Origin of the sequence: Halobacillus sp. Marseille-Q1614 (assembly GCF_902809865.1) — a bacterium.
Classification (GTDB): Bacteria; Bacillota; Bacilli; order Bacillales; family Halobacillaceae; genus Halobacillus_A.
The window spans coordinates 3645371-3663009 of record NZ_CADDWH010000001.1 but is presented as its reverse complement, the minus strand read 5'-3'; the positions used below and the strand labels follow the sequence as shown (position 1 = coordinate 3663009).

The 17639-nt window shown below is 43.7% G+C and carries 14 protein-coding genes; 5 read left to right on the top strand and 9 right to left on the bottom strand.

What is annotated here, in order from left to right:
• Positions 1 to 166: 166 nt before the first annotated feature.
• Complete coding sequence (gene kynU, locus HUS26_RS18315) at positions 167 to 1432, top strand: kynureninase (protein WP_173918472.1); 1266 nt, start codon at positions 167 to 169, stop codon at positions 1430 to 1432.
• Between the two features lie 11 nt (positions 1433 to 1443).
• Positions 1444 to 2064 carry an arylformamidase gene (gene kynB, locus HUS26_RS18310; RefSeq protein WP_173918471.1) on the top strand — a complete coding sequence of 207 codons (621 nt, stop codon included), beginning with the start codon at positions 1444 to 1446 and terminating at the stop codon, positions 2062 to 2064.
• A gap of 163 nt (positions 2065 to 2227) precedes the next feature.
• Here kynB and HUS26_RS18305 read toward each other — a convergent pair whose 3' ends face one another.
• The 6 genes from HUS26_RS18305 to HUS26_RS18280 all read right to left on the bottom strand — a co-directional run bounded on the left by HUS26_RS18305 (position 2228) and on the right by HUS26_RS18280 (position 10961).
• A complete protein-coding gene (locus HUS26_RS18305) occupies positions 2228 to 3754 on the bottom strand; it encodes a BCCT family transporter (protein WP_173918470.1) in 1527 nt (508 codons plus the stop codon).
• Positions 3755 to 3896: 142 nt separating this feature from the next.
• Complete coding sequence (locus tag HUS26_RS18300) at positions 3897 to 4073, bottom strand: hypothetical protein (protein ID WP_173918469.1); 177 nt, start codon at positions 4071 to 4073, stop codon at positions 3897 to 3899.
• 54 nt (positions 4074 to 4127) lie between these two features.
• Positions 4128 to 5612 carry an NAD(P)/FAD-dependent oxidoreductase gene (locus tag HUS26_RS18295; protein ID WP_173918468.1) on the bottom strand — a complete coding sequence of 495 codons (1485 nt, stop codon included), beginning with the start codon at positions 5610 to 5612 and terminating at the stop codon, positions 4128 to 4130.
• Between the two features lie 325 nt (positions 5613 to 5937).
• The gene (locus tag HUS26_RS18290) at positions 5938 to 7179 is read right to left on the bottom strand and encodes an aminopeptidase (RefSeq protein ID WP_173918907.1); all 1242 of its coding nucleotides are present in this window, start codon (positions 7177 to 7179) and stop codon (positions 5938 to 5940) included.
• Positions 7180 to 7384: 205 nt separating this feature from the next.
• Entirely contained in the window at positions 7385 to 9283 is a 1899-nt protein-coding gene (locus tag HUS26_RS18285) for an ABC-F family ATP-binding cassette domain-containing protein (protein WP_173918467.1), read from the bottom strand.
• Positions 9284 to 9530: 247 nt separating this feature from the next.
• Positions 9531 to 10961, bottom strand: coding sequence for a sodium:alanine symporter family protein (locus tag HUS26_RS18280; RefSeq protein WP_173918466.1), 1431 nt, complete (start codon positions 10959 to 10961; stop codon positions 9531 to 9533).
• A gap of 235 nt (positions 10962 to 11196) precedes the next feature.
• Here HUS26_RS18280 and HUS26_RS18275 point away from each other — a divergent pair, with 235 nt between their 5' ends.
• The 3 genes from HUS26_RS18275 to HUS26_RS18265 all read left to right on the top strand — a co-directional run bounded on the left by HUS26_RS18275 (position 11197) and on the right by HUS26_RS18265 (position 14766).
• Entirely contained in the window at positions 11197 to 12276 is a 1080-nt protein-coding gene (locus HUS26_RS18275) for a Fe(3+) ABC transporter substrate-binding protein (protein WP_254434241.1), read from the top strand.
• Positions 12277 to 12440: 164 nt separating this feature from the next.
• Positions 12441 to 14045 carry an iron ABC transporter permease gene (locus HUS26_RS18270; protein ID WP_254434240.1) on the top strand — a complete coding sequence of 535 codons (1605 nt, stop codon included), beginning with the start codon at positions 12441 to 12443 and terminating at the stop codon, positions 14043 to 14045.
• A 1-nt stretch (position 14046) separates the two neighbouring features.
• Complete coding sequence (locus HUS26_RS18265; RefSeq protein ID WP_173918464.1) at positions 14047 to 14766, top strand: ABC transporter ATP-binding protein; 720 nt, start codon at positions 14047 to 14049, stop codon at positions 14764 to 14766.
• Between the two features lie 189 nt (positions 14767 to 14955).
• Here HUS26_RS18265 and HUS26_RS18260 read toward each other — a convergent pair whose 3' ends face one another.
• From HUS26_RS18260 to HUS26_RS18250, 3 genes are read right to left on the bottom strand one after another with little or no spacing between them, the layout of a single operon-like run.
• Positions 14956 to 15471, bottom strand: coding sequence for an acyl-CoA thioesterase (locus HUS26_RS18260; RefSeq protein ID WP_173918463.1), 516 nt, complete (start codon positions 15469 to 15471; stop codon positions 14956 to 14958).
• A 48-nt stretch (positions 15472 to 15519) separates the two neighbouring features.
• The gene (locus tag HUS26_RS18255) at positions 15520 to 16872 is read right to left on the bottom strand and encodes a HAMP domain-containing sensor histidine kinase (RefSeq protein WP_173918462.1); all 1353 of its coding nucleotides are present in this window, start codon (positions 16870 to 16872) and stop codon (positions 15520 to 15522) included.
• Positions 16869 to 17561, bottom strand: a complete 693-nt coding sequence (locus HUS26_RS18250) for a response regulator transcription factor (protein ID WP_173918461.1) — start codon at positions 17559 to 17561, stop codon at positions 16869 to 16871. Before HUS26_RS18250 ends, HUS26_RS18255 begins: the two co-directional genes overlap by 4 nt.
• Positions 17562 to 17639 lie beyond the last annotated feature (78 nt).

Here is a 17639-nt window from a genome sequence, read left to right as displayed (position 1 = left end):
GCGATTTTCGCAAGAAGGCTGTAGTAACTAGGAAGTTCGATTAATTAAGCCCTCAAAAAAAAACAAAGTCTTTTTCTGCGATGGGTATCCTGAAAAAAACCGACTTTTCTTTTATATTATTTTCACACGCCGTTTTTACTTTATAATAAACATAGGAGGGGATGGAATGGATAGACATGAAATCTTAAGGCTTGATGAACGAGACAAACTCCGCTCATTTAAGGATGAGTTTTATATTCAGGAAGGCACATATTATATGGATGGTAATTCGTTAGGACTGCTGTCAAAAAGAGCTGAAAAAGCTGTACTCACTTCTATTGAAGACTGGAAAGAGCATGGCATCGAAGGGTGGATGTCCGGAAAGCAGCCTTGGTATTATATGTCGGAGAAAATCGGCGAAATGACAGCCCCCTTAGTGGGAGCTCATGCTCATGAAGTAATTAATACAGGATCTATTACGACAAACCTGCATCAGCTTCTGGCTACCTTTTACAAGCCAAAAGGCAGGCGGACGAAAATATTATCGGATGCGCTCAATTTCCCATCAGATATATATGCCATCAAAAGCCAGCTTGAGCTTCACGGCTATTCACCTGAAAATCACCTTATCCAGGTTGGCAGCGAGGATGGCTATACTCTCAGTGAGGACGAGATTATTCAACAAATGAATGATGAAGTCGCCGTCATGCTGCTTCCTTCTGTTCTATATAGAAGCGGCCAGCTGTTAGATATGAAGAAGCTGACTGATGCAGCTCATGCCCACGGCATCATTACAGGGTTTGATTTAGCTCATTCGATTGGATCCCTGCCTCACGAGCTTCACGATTGGAATGTCGACTTTGCGGTATGGTGTACGTATAAATACTTAAACAGCGGACCTGGCGGTGTTGGAGGATTGTTTGTCCATGAAAAACACCTCGGCCAAAAACCGGGACTGGCCGGCTGGTTCAGCTCCAGCAAAGATAAGCAATTTGATATGGATCATGATTTAACACCAGCAGACACAGCAGGCGCCTTTCAAATCGGCACGCCGCACATATTAAGCTCTGCTCCGCTGCTTGGCTCGCTGGAAATATTTAATGAAGCAGGAATTGAAACCCTTAGGGAAAAATCGCTGAAATTAACCCGTCTTCTGATGGATCTAATCCAAGATCACCTGCCGGAAGATACGTTTTCCATTGCCAATCCGGTTAATGATGATGCACGCGGCGGCCACGTAAGCCTGGTCCACCCGCAAGCCGCGAGTATTTGTAAGGCGCTCAAACAGGAAGGCGTTATTCCTGATTTCCGTTCACCAAATGTCATAAGACTGGCGCCTATCGCTCTTTACGTTTCCTATGAAGACGTCTATGACACGGTAATGATTTTAAAAGATATTATGGAACAGAAAAAGTACAAGCAGTTTAAAAATGAACGCGACATTATAGCATAAGGAGGAAAACGATGAAGTGGATCGATATTTCTATGACTCTTAACAGCGGCACTCCCCCCTGGCCTGGCGATGAACCTTTTCAATATAAATTAACTTGGGGTATGGAAGATACAGGCTCCGTGAATGTCGGCCAGTTTCAAGCGAGCAACCATATAGGCACACACGTGGATGCCCCTTTTCATTATGATAATGATGGAGAAAAAGCGGCCGCCCTCCCGCTTGACCGGTTTGCCGGAAACGCACTTGTGCTCAATATGGAAGGTAAAGATGTAATCACTGCCGATGATCTTGAGCCGTTTGATTTTAACGGTGTCGAAAAGTTGTTATTTCGAACATTAAGCTGGAAAGACCGCAAGCAGTTCCCCCCATCCTATACAGTGATTGGTGAAGACACCGGTCTTTTCTTAAAGGAAAAAGGGATTCACCTTATTGGAGTGGATACTCCATCGGTAGATCCAGAAACAAGTAAAGAGCTGCCGGGACACCACAGCTTATACGCAGCTGATATTTTCATTCTTGAAGGATTGGTGCTTGATCATGTAGCTCCGGGAGTCTATGAGCTGACTGCCTTTCCTTTAAAAATGGAAGAAGCGGACGGGAGTCCTGTAAGAGCCGTTCTTAAACAAAGCTAAGGAGGTCTCCACATCATCCCTACACTTTGGGCAGACGGGAAAACGACTCGCTCTCCACGGTCTGATCAGCCTCAGTTGTTAAAAAAAGAACACAAAAGAAAAAACCCTTGGAGAAATTTCATTCTCTTCGAGGGTTTTCTTTTCGGACTTATGAGACCAGTCCTTATTTTTTATACTGTTCCGTCCACATTTGTTTTGCCACGCGGGGAGCCAGCCAGATCGTAGGAAGTAAGATCAGGGATACCGGCACAGCCGTTACGACGATAAAGTTCTGCAGCTGGGTAATTCCGCTGTCTCCCGTAACAAGAAGAATTGCGGCAATCGACCCCATAATCACTGACCAGAAAATGCGCAGCCATTTTTTCGGATTTCCTTCGCCTATGACTGCCATAGCGATTGTATAAGACATAGAGTCACTTGTAGTTACAACAAATAAAACCGTCAGCACTAAGAACAACGGCGAGATAATGGAAGCCAGAGGGAACTGTTCCGTAATCGCAAACATAGCCGCATGATTACCTGCTGCATTTAATGCCTCTGATACCGACCCTGGGTTCTGCAATTCGAAGAAAATTCCGGAACCTCCGAGAATTGTGAACCAGAAGGCAGAAATAACTGGTGCAAAGATGGATACTGCGACAATAATTTCGCGTATCGTTCTTCCGCGGGAAATGCGGCTTACTAAAATAGCCATCATCGGACCATATCCAATGAACCATCCCCAGAAGAAGACCGTCCATAATGAAAGCCAGTCTGCATCTCCACGGTACGTACTCATCGGAATAAATTGATCTACATATAAACCAAAGGAAGATATGAAATGGTTAACGATAAATCCTCCTGGACCGACAATCAAGATAAACACCATTAATCCTATAGCTAAGCGAACATTGAAACTGCTCAACAGCTGAATTCCTTTATATAGACCAGAAATTGCGGAAACCGTAGAAATCAGGACGACAGCAAAAATGATGGAAAACTGGGTGCTGAACGTATCTGGAATCCCCATTAACTCCTGTAATCCGTAACTTGCCTGAAGTCCAAGAAAACCGATCGGCCCAATGGTACCTGCAGCAACCGCAATTATACAAAAAGCATCTACCAATGTACCAAGCCAGCTGTTACGCAGCTTTTCACCAAAAATCGGGTAGAGAAGTGTACGTGGCTTTAACGGCATTCCTTTTTGATAATGCCCATACATCATAATTACCGCACTAATGGTTCCGAGGATCGCCCAGGCTAAAAATCCCCAGTGCATAAAGCTTTGAGCTAAGGCAGGGTTTACAGCAGCTGCTGTTCCTGCTTCGATTCCTCTGTGAGAAAGGTATGGTGGAACAGTAAGGAAGTGGTACATTGGCTCTCCTGCAGCCCAGAACACACCACCGCCGGCCAGCAGTGTGGCCATAATAATAGACAGCCACTTATACAGGCTGAGCTCCGGTTTTTCCAAATTTCCCATTCTGATTTTTCCATACTTGGAGAAAGCAAGCCAAATCCCTACCAGGAAGGTGGCAAGCATTAGCAGCTGCCAGAATCCTCCGAAGTATTTAGCTGACCAAGCGAACGTTTGATTAACAAAATTTTCAATCCATGTAATATTAATAAGAGCAAAAATAACGAACAGAATTAAAGCCCCTCCACTAATTATAAAGACAGGCCAGTCTACTCGACTGCTTTGATTTTTATTCATATGGCACTCCTTTTTTTCTTTTTCACACAATTGCTTACCCTATCATTCTTTTGCCTATTATGTAAAGAAACAATATTTCCCCATACAAAAAGGCCCTGGGTTAGCCCCTGGGGCCTTTACGTATATTTCCTGACTGATCTCTTTATTTCTTATCTTTACCCACAATATCTTCACGGTCTCTATGACGATTCTGACAATCCTTACACATCATAACTTCCTTCTCATGACGTGATCTCAAGATGATTCCACAGCTGCTGCATTTTCCTATATCATTAGGGTTTGATTGAAAACCCGGCAGTTCACCCTCAATACCTGTCATGATCGCTCCTCCTTTAATATCTGGTTAACACTTATATACCCTTTTTATCATTCCTCAATCTTTTGTAATTAACCTCGCTGCTATGAGTCCTGATAAAGTAACTCCAAGCGTCCCGGCCCCCGGGAAAACCGTATCCCCACATTGATAAAGGTCAGGAATTCCAGTACGGGCGGAATAACTGCGCAGCCAGCTGAAGCGGCCATCAGGTGCATACCCTCCGACTTTTCCCTGATCCCGTCTTAACCATTTCTGAAAAGTAACCGGTGTCCCTGGCAGGACGAGATCCAAGCTGTCAGTAAATCCATCAAAATAATGATTAACCGTAGAAAGCAGATTATCAGTCATCGCTTGCTTATTGTTGTCATATTCCTGTCTCTCCCACCACTTCTCAATAACCGTATGGGTCGATAACGTAAAGGAACGCATGCCTTCTGGTGCCATTGTTGTATCTCCCCTGCTTGAAAGTGACAGCAAGAATTGGCCTCCATCGTGTAATGCTTCAGAGTTATCTGGGTCAATAAATTGATGATAAAGGCTGTCCGTATTTTTAAAGACTTTCTCTTTTACACCGCCATGAATGATAAACGCTCCCCATGCTTTCCGCTCCTGCTCTTTGCTTTTTCTCACATACGCCCGCTTCAGCAATTCATCATTGACGACAGAAGGAAAGTTATGAACGGAATTATTTAAAATCACCCGTTTACTATAGAACGCCTGATTTCTTTTTGTGGACAGCTTGAAGGTGTCCCCTTCCTTTGATACTTCAAATACAGGGTGTCTTTTAAATACATCACTTCCCTGCTGCTTAATAAATTCACCCCATTGTTCTGCAATGACCGCAAGACCGCCGTGCACGGCAAAGGCTCCTTTATGAAAGGTCTGCAGAGCCGTATACCCTAAAAATGCCGGGCAGTATTCTACACTCGTCTGAACACTGTCCATCAATTCTCCATTTAAAAAAGTGAGAAACAGCTTATGCTTTTCGAGACCGTATTTTCTAAGGCGATGATAGACCGTCTGGGTCATAAACGGCAGAAGTTTTATGGAGTCTTTGTCCAGTAGAGGAGGAATCATCATCAAGTCACTTATCGTTTTAGGAGGAAAAACCGGCCGCTTCTCTATTAAACGGTCAACGAGGGCACCGACCTTGAATACTTCATCATAAAAAGCTTTCACATTCTCTTTGACATCCGGGAAATGCAGATCAATTTCCTGATACCAGCGGTGAGAATCCTTATAGTAGTGAATGGTCTGATCAGGAAGGTGGATATCCATAATCGGGTCAAGAAGGGTCATCGGTGGCTTTGATAATTCAAGTGATTCATAGAAGCGATCAAATACTCCTCCCGGCTCAAATCCCATTCCAACGGTAGCCCCTGATTGGAACCGGTAACCGTCCCGCACAAATTTACCCGCACTTCCTCCAAGTTCATTGGAAGCTTCAAAAACAGCAATTTTATATCCTTTTTTACTTAATTCGGCGCCGGCAGCAAGGCCCCCAAACCCTGCGCCTACGATGGCTGCGTCATATGCTTGCATATTATTCCCCTCATTTCCTGTATAAGGACTATTCCCTTATTTCCAGGCTTCTATCCATAAGAATAAGCACTGAAATACAATGCTCTCAGCCTTTAGAATACTTACAGGACGCTGACGAACGCCCGATCTCACGAAACCCGCGCTGTGTGGTCTCTGTCATTCGTTTTTCCGCAGGAATCTCTTGAATCGCTAAGCTTTGAACTTCATGAAGCTATGCATTTTATCAAGGTTAACCATTTTCATCAATAAAGTGAAAATGAGCAAAAAATATGGCTGCCGAGAAGGTATCTCGACAGCCTGTCAGCCTAAGTTCTTTTTTCTTTATTTAAAAATCGATAGCCCAGCTTCCGTTTCTCATGACAGGCTCTTTTGTTCCATCTTCTAAATAGCCGTCAATATCCAGCTCGCCGGAACCCATCATAAAGTCTACGTGGCTTAAGCTGTCGTTGACGCCGTTTTGGTCTAATTCTTCTTCATTCATATGTGATCCGCCCTCGACGTTGTTCGGATAGGCTTTTCCTAAAGCAAGGTGGCAGGAAGCATTTTCGTCATATAGCGTGTTGTAGAAAATCAGGCCAGACTGGGAGATTGGCGATTCGTGAGGCACGAGCGCCATTTCCCCAAGATGTTTAGAGCCTTCATCCGTATCCAGCAGGTGCTGCAACGTTTCTTCTCCCTGCTCTGCTTTAAAATCAACGACTTTTCCATCTTTAAAGGTAAGGGTGAAATTGTCGATGACATTTCCGCCGTAGTTGAGCGGTTTCGTGCTTGATACATGTCCGTTTACTCCATATTTATGTGGAGCCGTAAATACTTCTTCTGTCGGCATGTTAGGGTTAAAAGTGACCTTCTTTTCTGTCTGAGAAGAACCGCCTTTCCAAATATGGCCTTTAGGAAGCTCTACCTCAAGATCTGTTCCAGGCGCTTTATATACAAGCTTTTGATACTGCTTGTCATTTAAATATTTACGAACTATATCAAGTGTAGCATTATGCTCTTCCCATGCGGCTACAGGATCGTCCTGATCTACGCGTACGATGCTGAAGATCTCCTCCCACAGCTTATCAATCGAATCTTCTTCAGACTCATTAGGAAAGATCTTTTGAGCCCAGGCAGGAATCGGAATGCTTATGATACTCCACTGAATCCGGTCATTCATCGTATAACTGCGGAAATTAGACATTGCTTCTGCTCTCGCTTTGTTGGCAGCAGCTACCTTTCCTGCATCAATTCCTTTTAGAAGGTCTGGGTCAGTGGAACGGATAGATAATACGGCTGCGCCTTCTTCACCGAAATAGTCAAACATCTTACGCTGCCACTCCGGTACTTCTTTTAAAACTTCAACATCTGCATGCTCATAGCGCAGACGGGCTAATTCATCATCTGCCCACACGACATAGACATCTTTGGCGCCCATTTCATAAGCTTTCTTCGCTACTATGCGCGTGAACGGAGCCCCTTCTACTGTGGAGTTGATCATTAATCGCTGATCGTTCTGTAGGTTAACTCCTGTTTTTAATGCAAGCTCTGCATATTTCTCCAGTTTTTCCTGGCTTGGAAACTTCATCATTTTCGTCTCTCCTCTTTATCTAATAGGGGATGTATCCGTTCTCATTATTCCATAATTTCATTTTTTTCACAAAATTTGTGTGTGTATTCAACTCAAAAAGGGAGGGGGTTCGCTTGCTTTTTTTTCGGACGAACCGGCAAGCATCCTTACTCTCGATCTCCTCCGAAGTCATATAAAAACACAAGGGATTTCCCTTGGGTGATTAGGATTCTTCAACCTCTTCAACTATGAGGGACAGCTCTTCCCAGCGTTCCATTTTCTGCTCTAACTGCTGCTCCAGCTGTTCTTTTTCCTTCGATAATTCTTCGACCTTGCTGTAATCGGCAGCTGCAGCTGCCATTTGCTCATCCAGCTTTTCGACCTGCTCCTCCATTGAAGCAATCTCGTCTTCTATCGTTTCCCACTCCTGTTTCTCGCGGTATGAGAGCTTGCGTTTTCGATTGGAGCGGCGTGTGACTTCCTGATTGGATGAAACCGGCTTTTCTTTAGCTCTTACGGATAGATCCGTTTTCACCTGCTCTAAATACTCCGAATAGTTCCCGTAGAAGCGGTCAATGGATCCGCTGCCTTTAAACGCAAGCAGTTTATCAACGACGCGATCTAAGAAATAACGGTCGTGGGAAACAGTAATGACGACACCCGGAAAATGTTCTAAATAATCTTCCAGAACACTTAACGTTTCAGTATCTAAGTCGTTGGTTGGCTCATCCAAGAACAATACGTTCGGCTCCGTCATCAGTACCCGCAGTAAATACAAGCGACGTCTTTCTCCGCCTGATAATCGGTGAATATACGTCCACTGATGGGATCTTGGAAATAAAAATCTTTCCAGCATCTGCTCTGCTGTTATTTCATCACCATCCGCTGTTGTAATGACTTCAGCTGCTTCTTTTATATACTCAATGACTTTAAGAGAACCATCGATATCTTCATGATCCTGCGTGTAATAGCCAATTTTCACAGTAGATCCGACGGCTACTTCCCCTCTATCAGGAGTGATCCGGCCGGCCAAAATATTCAACAGTGTCGTTTTCCCAGAACCGTTTGGACCGATAATTCCGATACGCTCCTGTGGAACGACGAGGTAATTAAAATCATCGAGGATAGGCTGGCTTCCGAATGAATGAGAAATATCTTTCAACTCAATGACCTGATTCCCTAAACGGGTCGAACCAATTGCCATGTCCACATTTTGTTTTTCTGTCTCGAAGCTTTGTTCCTGCATAGCTTCTACTCTCTGCTTGCGTGCCTTTTGCTTGGTAGTTCTGGCTTTGGCTCCTCGTTTTAACCAGGCGAGCTCTCTTCTTAGCGTATTTTGGTGCTTCTGCTCTGCCTGCCTTTCCCATTCCTCACGCTCGGCTTTCTTTTCTAAAAAGGTTTCATAGTTTCCCTGATACGTATATAAACGGCCTTTGTCCAGTTCATAGATAAGATTGCTGACTCTATTTAGGAAGTAACGGTCGTGTGTAACTACCATTAGCGCGCCTTTATACTGGGCTAGATATTCTTCGAGCCATTCAATCGTTTCATTGTCGAGATGGTTAGTCGGCTCATCGAGAAGCAGCAGGTCTGCAGGCTGGATAAGTGCCTTGGCGATCGCTACACGCTTTTTCTGGCCGCCTGATAGATTGCGGATCTTCTGATCAAAGGATTCAATTCCAAGCTTCGTCAAAATCGTTTTTGCTGCTGTATTCGCTTCCCAGGCCCCGGTGTTATCCATCTTCTGCTGCTTTTTCAGCATTTTATCCTGAATCCCAGGGTTTTCAGGGTCTTTCATAAGCTGCTGAAGCACTTCTTCGTACTCACGAATTGCCCTCATGATATCAGAATCACCAAAATAGATTTGCTCTAATACAGTTAAATTCACATCAAGCTGCGGTTCCTGGGGCAAATATTCGATATTAAAATCCTTCGCATGCTGTTTATCGCCGGTATCGCCTGTCTCTAAGCCGGCAATAATTTTCAATAACGTAGATTTCCCAGTTCCATTGACTCCAATAAGACCAATTCTCTGGCCTTGAGATATAGTGAATGATAAATCGTTAAATAAGTCTTTGTCCCCGTAACTCTTACTTAATTGTTCGACAGTTAAAATGCTCATCTTGCCCACCCTTTAGTAATCAAATCTACTACTACTTTATCATAAGGTCCTATTGTTTCCATTTTAAAAAGACTGCAAGGAGTCAGATCTTCCATGCAGTCTTTTTTCATTGGCTATGTTAATTTTGAATGTGATTTTTGAAAATGGGACCCGCTCGTTCGCGGCCTCACTGCAGGAGTCACAAACAGCCCGTTTAGTCTCACAGAACTTTTCTGTATAAAATCAACAAGACCGTTTAAAGGCGCTTTTATTTAACAGATTCTTTTTCAGATGACTGGTCTCTTCTCCAGTATTCCATACCTTCAACACCAGGGAGGTGGTCCTGATAAAAGACAGGATCCTTTCCTTGCTTTCTCTGACGCGTATAGTCTTTTAAAGCAGCATAGGCTACTTTTGACAGCAGCAGGATGGCGAACAAGTTGATCAGTGCCATAATCCCCATCGTAAGATCGGCCAGCGACCAGACAAGTCCGAATTCCGCAACCGCCCCAAACATCACCATAGCTAGCACACCTAAGCGGTAAATCAGCATAGTGCTTGAACTTGTTTTAATAAATTCGATATTTGTTTCTCCATAATAATAGTTACCAATAATAGAACTGAAGGCAAATAAGAAGATCGCCACAGCCACGAAGACAGCAGCCCAAGTACCAAGCTCTGTTTCAAAAGCAAGCTGGGTGACCTGTATACCATCTAAATCGGTATTGATATACTCTCCTGAAACCAAAATAATAACAGCAGTAGCACTACAAATAACGAGCGTATCTATAAATACCCCTAATGTCTGAATAAGACCCTGCTTAACCGGGTGAGTAACTTCCGATGTTGCCGCTGCATTTGGCGCACTGCCCATACCGGCTTCGTTAGAGAAAAGCCCGCGCTGAACACCGATTAATATCATTCCGCCAAATGTACCTCCGGCAAACTGCTCAAAGCCAAAAGCACTCTGAAAGATTAAAGCGAACATTTCTGGAATCTGCCCTAAATTACCAAAAACAACGTACCCGGCTAATATTAAATAAAAAATCGCCATGACTGGAATAACAATTTGAGTTACCTGTGCAATTCTCCTTAAGCCGCCGAAAATAATCAGCGCTACGATGACTGTTAAAATTGCCCCCATCACCCATTTACCCATATTGAACGATTCTTCAAAGGCAAGGCGGATGGTATTTGATTGAACAGAACTGAATACCAGACCGTACGTAAACGTAATAGTTATGGCAAAAATAATTCCAAGCTTACGGTTCTTTAAACCTTTTTCCATATAGTACGCAGGACCGCCCCGATATTGATCCTTATCCGGCACCTTATAAATTTGTGCAAGTGTACTTTCTATGAAGCTGGAAGCTCCCCCTAAAATTGCGACAAGCCACATCCAGAATACCGCACCCGGACCTCCAATGGTAATCGCTGCCGCTACCCCTGCCAAGTTCCCTGTACCGACACGGGAGGCTGTACTAATTGCAAACGCCTGAAAGGGAGATGTTCCTTTTTTCCCTTTCGCTGATATGGCCCGCTTATCAAACAGTACCCTAAACATTTCCGGGATATAAGTAAACTGGGCAAGCTTCAGACGAACCGTAAAAAACAGACCAAGTCCTAATAGAACAATAATGATAACGTATTCCCAAATAATCGTGTTTAAGAATGTAATGACGCTCTCCAAAGCGCTCACCTCCACTTTCTGTAATTATTTTACAATGAAGAAATATTTCCCTTATATACGCTCAGATAAACATCCGCAAAAGATACTTTACCATAACTGTTTCATAGTTAAATATAATTATCTGGAAATTTCATCTATTTGCCTAATATTCGGTTGACATCTTCCCCAAATCAAGTAAAATAGTCAATGACATTGAAAATCATTTTCATTTACACAAAAGAAAATTACATATGAGGTGAGGAACTTGAAGAAATGGTTTTTATTTAGCTTATTATTATTTTCGGCAATAGCGTTAGCTGCTTGCGGCAGCAGCCAGGAAGAAGACTCTTCTTCTGAAGGCGGAGATGAAGAAGCCCAGAACAGCGAGAAAGCTGGAGAAATCAACCTTTATACAGGTCGTCATTATGATACAGATCAAGAATTATATGATCAGTTCACTGAAGAAACTGGAATTAAAGTTAACGTAATCGAAGGAAAAGATGATGAACTTATCGCTCGTATGAAGCGCGAAGGAAAAGCTTCTGAAGCTGACCTGCTGATTACAGCCGATGCCGGACGTCTGCACCGTGCAAAAGCGGACGAACTTTTACAGCAAGTCGATAATGAAGTTCTAAATGAAAATATCCCTGAAAAACTTCGTGATGAAGATAATCAGTGGTTTGGTCTAACGAAACGTGCCCGTGTGATTGTTTATAATAAAGAAACAGTAAACCCTGATGATATTAAAACTTACTCTGACCTGACGAAAGATGAATGGCAGGATAAAGTATTAATCCGAGGCTCTGAGAATATTTACAACCAATCTCTAGTAGCTTCTATGATCGCTTTAGAAGGTGAAGAAGCAGCTAAAGAATGGGCTCAAGGCGTCGTTGACAATATGGCACGCGATCCTCAAGGCGGAGACCGCGACCAGGCGAAAGGTATCGCCGCTGGTGAAGGTGACGTTGCCGTTATGAATACCTACTATCTTGGAAAAATGCTTCACTCTGAAGACCAGGCTGAAGTAGATGTAGCTAAACAGCTTGGCATTATCTTCCCGAATCAGGACAGCAATGGAACTCACGTAAACATCAGTGGTATCGGCTTAGCTGCCAGCAGCAAGAACACCGAAGATGCTCAGAAGTTTATGGAATTCCTCTCAAAAGAGGAAGCTCAAGCGAAGTTTGCCGAAGCTAATTATGAGTATCCAGTAAATGAAAATGTTGAACCTGCTGATACTCTTAAAGAGTGGGGAGACTTCAAAGAACAAGACTTAAACTTAAGCGAGTTAGGTGAAAATAACTCTGAAGCTATTAAAATCATGAATGAAGTGGGCTGGAAATAAACCCTCTTCCCCTCTGCCGCCCTTATGTAAAGGGCGGCCTTTCATGTATATACAATAAAGCTATCGACCTGGTATGATAGAACGGTACGCTTTTTATTCAGGTTTAATCTTTAAAGGACGTGTCCGTTTTGAAGCTGTTTCGAAAACTTCCAGGATATGTGAATATGTGGACATTACTTACTCTAATGATCGTTGTCCTCATTTTATTGCCGAACGTTACTATACTGGTCAGCTTTTTCACTGAAAAAGCCGAAAATTGGCCGCATATCCAGGAATTCATACTTCCCAATCTTATTAAAAATACAAGCCTGCTTATTATATTTACAGGTTTTCTATCCGTCATGATTGGCACAAGTCTCGCATGGCTTGTCTCAGCTTATGACTTTCCCTTAAAAAAATTCTTCAAATGGGGATTGATTCTTCCGCTGGCTATCCCACCTTATATAGCCGGCTACACTTATAATGGCATGCTCAGCTATACAGGCGTAATTCAGACAAATCTAAGAGAGAACTGGAAGATCGAAGTAAACCAGGATTATGTAAATATCCTTCACCTGCCTGGTACTGTTTTTATATTTACATTGTTCCTGTTTCCATATGTCTATATGATTACAAGAGCTTTCCTGCAAAACCAGTCGTCCTCTCTTATCGAGAACGCCCGGCTGCTCGGCAGAGGTCCTTTTTCAATATTCTTTCGAATCGTTCTTCCGATTTCCAGAGGAGCCATCGTAGGCGGAGTAAGCCTTGTGTTACTTGAAGTGCTGAACGATTACGGTCTCGTCCAATATTTCGGCGTGCCGACTTTTAGTACAGCAATCTTCCAAACCTGGTTTGGGATGGGTGATCTTAATGCAGCCATTAAGCTCTCGGCGACTCTTATGTTTATCGTATTTGCGATTCTTGTATTAGAAAAAATCCTCCGCGGACGTAAAAAATACAGCTATACGACGACGAAGGTCCGCCCTTTGAAGCCCATTAAGTTAAAAGGAGGCAGAGCCTGGACGGCCTTCAGCTATAGTGCTCTTATCTTCTCTTTAGGTTTTGTCATTCCCGCAGCCCAGCTGATGTCGTGGATGATCTTAACCTTTGAAAAAATGATGTCGACCGCCTTTTTCGAGCTCATCCGAAACTCGCTGTTCGTTTCCCTGGCAGGTGCTGCCATGATTACGGTATTTGCCGTGATCATCGCTAACTTTTCAAGAATGCACCACAGCCTCATATCTAAATCGACAGCCCGGGTAACCATTCTAGGCTACTCCATTCCTGGTGCTGTCATAGCGGTTGGAATCAGCACCATATTTATCGAAATTGACAATCTGTTATTTGAACTTTATGAATTAGCGGGGATAGAAACATCATTATTTATCAGTACAAGCCTGTTTATGTTAATATCAGCTTATGTAATCCGTTTTCTAGCGGTTTCCTTTAATTCATTAGAAGCCGGGTTTGACAAAGTCGGCAATAAATTTACGGAAGCTTCGCGAATGCTTGGAATGAATGTTACGAAGACCTTTTTCAAAGTCGACTTAAAAATGATCAGGGGCCCGCTCATAAGCGGCTTTATCCTGTCTTTTATCGAAATCATAAAGGAGCTTCCACTTACGCTGATTTTAAGACCCTTTAACTTTGATACACTTTCGACGAATGCTTACCGTTATGCCAGTGATGAACAAATTCATGAAGCTTCGCTGGCTTCTATCATCATAGTTGTCATTAGTGCTGTCGCCATTTATTTCTTTCACCAAGTATTAGAAAAGGAGCCGAAATGATATGTTCATTCAAATCCAGGATCTTTGTTTCAATTATCCGAAATCAGATGATAAGACGATTCATAACTTCTGTTTAACGATTGAACAAGGCGAAATCATATCCATTTTAGGGGAAAGCGGAAGCGGAAAAAGCACAATCCTCCGCCTCCTGTGCGGACTTGAAACGCCAAGCTGCGGAATGATTAAGATCAACAATAAGGTGATGACAGATGATCGCCATTTCATCCTTCCTGAGAAACGCGGGATCGGCATGGTCTTTCAAGATTACGCCCTCTTCCCTCATATGACCGTAGCCGAGAATATTCAATTCGGATTAAAAGGGTATGGGCGCAAAGAGAAGAAACAGCGTACGGAAGAAGTGCTGTTTCTTGTGAACATGAAGAACTTTGCCAAACGCTATCCGCACGAGCTAAGCGGCGGGCAGCAACAGCGAGTCGCCTTAGCAAGAGCGCTCGCTCCTAAGCCGTCACTGCTCTTACTGGATGAACCTTTTAGTAACCTGGACGCTGATCTGCAGATTAAAATACGTGGTGAGTTAAAAGAAATTATAAAGAAAACAGGGACGACTTCGATTTTCGTGACTCATGACCGTGAAGATGCACGTGCCATTGCCGATCGTATGATTACAATGCGTGACGGTGCTGCATATGAATGGGAATCCTTATGCACGGCACGTGAAGAAGAAGTGAAGCAAAAAGAGCTTGTTCATGCTCAGAGCTAATGCAAGAAGCTGTCTTCATAAAGTAAAAACCCCTAGGAGAATTTTTATTTTCTCCTAGGGGTTTTTTCCTTTTGGGTTCTTTAACGGAAAAACAGATGGTGTGGTTATCAGAATTGTTGACCCTGCAAAAAGCATGAAAAAGCGATCTGCTTTCCTCCCTAGCCCCAGCAAGTCTAGTTTATGATTGTTTTATTGGCTCCATGGAAGATCTGTACCGAACATTTCAGCCAGCTCTTTGGATTCCTTTCTTCTTGCCTTACGGTGGTCATGCCGTTTCTGAGCACCTTCATGAAGCCATTTCTCTTCTTCGGATTCCGGCTTAACAGGAGGCACCGGCGTCGGCTGATTATTTTCATCAACCGCTACCATCGATAGAAAGGCCGTCGTACATACCTTTCGTTCTCCTGTCAGCAGGTTCTCGGTAATAGCTTTTATAAAGACCTCCATCGACGTATTATGAGTCCACGTGACAAAGGCTTCAAGGCAAATCGTATCACCTTCAAACACAGGCTGAAGGAAGTCGACTGAATCTGTAGAAGCTGTGACGACAGGTTTCCTGCAGTGTCGAACCGCGGCAATTGCCGCGACATCGTCAATATGAGCCATCAGCTTACCTCCAAATAATGTGCCGTGACTATTCGTATCAGGCGGAAGCACGTGCGAGTTTTTTACGGTAAGTGAATGTTTACATGGTTTCTTTTCCATTGCTCGTCCTCTCTTTCTCTTGAATCGCTCAATCTTTCAAAAATTATATCATGACAGGTCAGGGTTCGGTCGTTTCGGTATTCTTATTTCAAACACAGCCCCTGGGCCGTCTTCATTGTTAGAAGCACGGATCGATCCCCCGCTTCGTTCGATAATTGCTCTTGAAATAGCCAATCCGAGCCCCGTTTCCCCTTCTTTCCCTTTGATGAAGCGTTGAAACAGCTGTGGCAGCAGGTCTTCCGGAATTCCTGAACCATCATCGATGACTTTTATGGATAGAACATCTTTGGATATGTTGGAAATTATGTCCACCCGTGTTTCTGCATGTCTTACAGCATTCCCGATAATATTGATCAGAGCTTGCAGAACCCTTTCTGGATCCACATAGCTAGTAAACTTATGATATGAACTAGAATGAAGCACGACTCCTTTTTCATTAGCCAGCGGGTATAAACGGTCTTTGGCTTGATCCGTCAGTTCGGCAAGATTAACCTCGGAGGGCTGATACACATCTTCACTGCTGTCCAGTTTAGCAAGCAGGATCATTTCATTTACGATTTTTTTCAGCCGTTCCGCTTCACTGACCATGACATTTAAGCCGCGCTCTGCATCTTTCCCTTCAAAAATCCCGTCTCTTATCCCTTCTGCATACCCTTGAATAGACATAAGCGGCGTTTTTAATTCGTGGGAAGCATTCTGGAAAAATTGTTTCTGTGTATTTATATACCGCTCCAGCTCTTCTGCCATATGGCGGACACTTTGCTCGACATCCTTAATTTCTCCACTTGATTTTACAGGCTGGACTTCACTGAACTTCCTTTTTTCAATCTTCTTCACTTCCTGCTTCAGCCGGCTGAGCGGAGTAACCAGCCGGTTCGTCATAAAGTAGCTGACGGCCAGCGCCAGCAGAAGCCCAATCACAATCACCCGTATCATTCGCTGGGCAAACGCATTTTGGACGATCTGGAGGTCATCTAAAGGAGTAGCCATCACTAGTATCCGCTGTGAGCTGTTCGGGGCAAATGAAATTGGGTACACAACATAGCTCTCCCCGTTGCTCTCCCAAACCTCCTCACTGGCGAGTTCATCTTCAAACCGATTCATCCAGTCTACCGCTGTTTCAGCTGGTAATGAACTGAACAAAACCTCTTCCTGGCTTAGATCAAACAGCAGCAGCGGGTAGTTTTGGTTCTGAACAAGATCCGACAGCTGAGACAGCCTAACGGATGCGTCCTGTTCCTGACTGATTCGATTTAATAAAACTGCGCGTTCCTGGAGCTGGACCCTTTCATCCTGTATTAGCATATCCATTATCAGAGAGTAGGTATAAAAAGCTGTAATAGACATAACAATCAGGATCAGAGCAGCAAAAGCAGCATTTAATTGATATTGAAGCTTCATGAGGAACTGCGTCTCCCACGCAGGCGATACCCATGGCCCCAAACAGTCTCAAGCGGAAGCTCCTTCATCTTTTTCCGCAGCCGCTTTACGAGATCATCGACGGCACGGTCACTTCCGAAATAATCTTCACCCCACACTTTTACTAACAGCTCCTCACGGCTGTATGCCCGGTTCTCATGCTGGGCGAGAATTTTTAACAGCTCATATTCCTTTGTGGTTACCTCTACTTCATTCCCCTGAAAATAAGCACTTCGCTCGGTTTCATTTAAAATTAGTCCGCCGGCTGTAATCTCCTCGATTTCCTCCTGGCTGTCTGTCTGCATGACACTCCAGCGCTTGAGCTGCCGTTTCACCCGTGCGACCAATTCCCGGGGACTAAAAGGTTTTGTTAAGTAATCATCGCCTCCCAGTTCAAGGCCTAAGATCTTATCCACCTCTTCGTCCTTCGCGGAAATGATAATAATCGGCACCTCGGAAGTCTGCCGGATCCTTTTACAGAATTCGTAGCCATCCATACCAGGAAGCATTATATCAAGCACCCACAAATCAGGAGGAGAGGTCTGGAAAAAGTCCCAAGCTTTTTCTGCCGTATTTAAAGTTACTACTTCATATCCTTCTTTTTCTAAGTAAGCTTTAACAATATCACGAATATTGGGATCGTCTTCTACAACTCCTATGCGCCTTTTCATGGGTCGTCCTCCTCTATATAAGTTCTTCTTCCCATTTTCGCATATTTTCATGTAAGAATGGAGCATTACACACTTTTT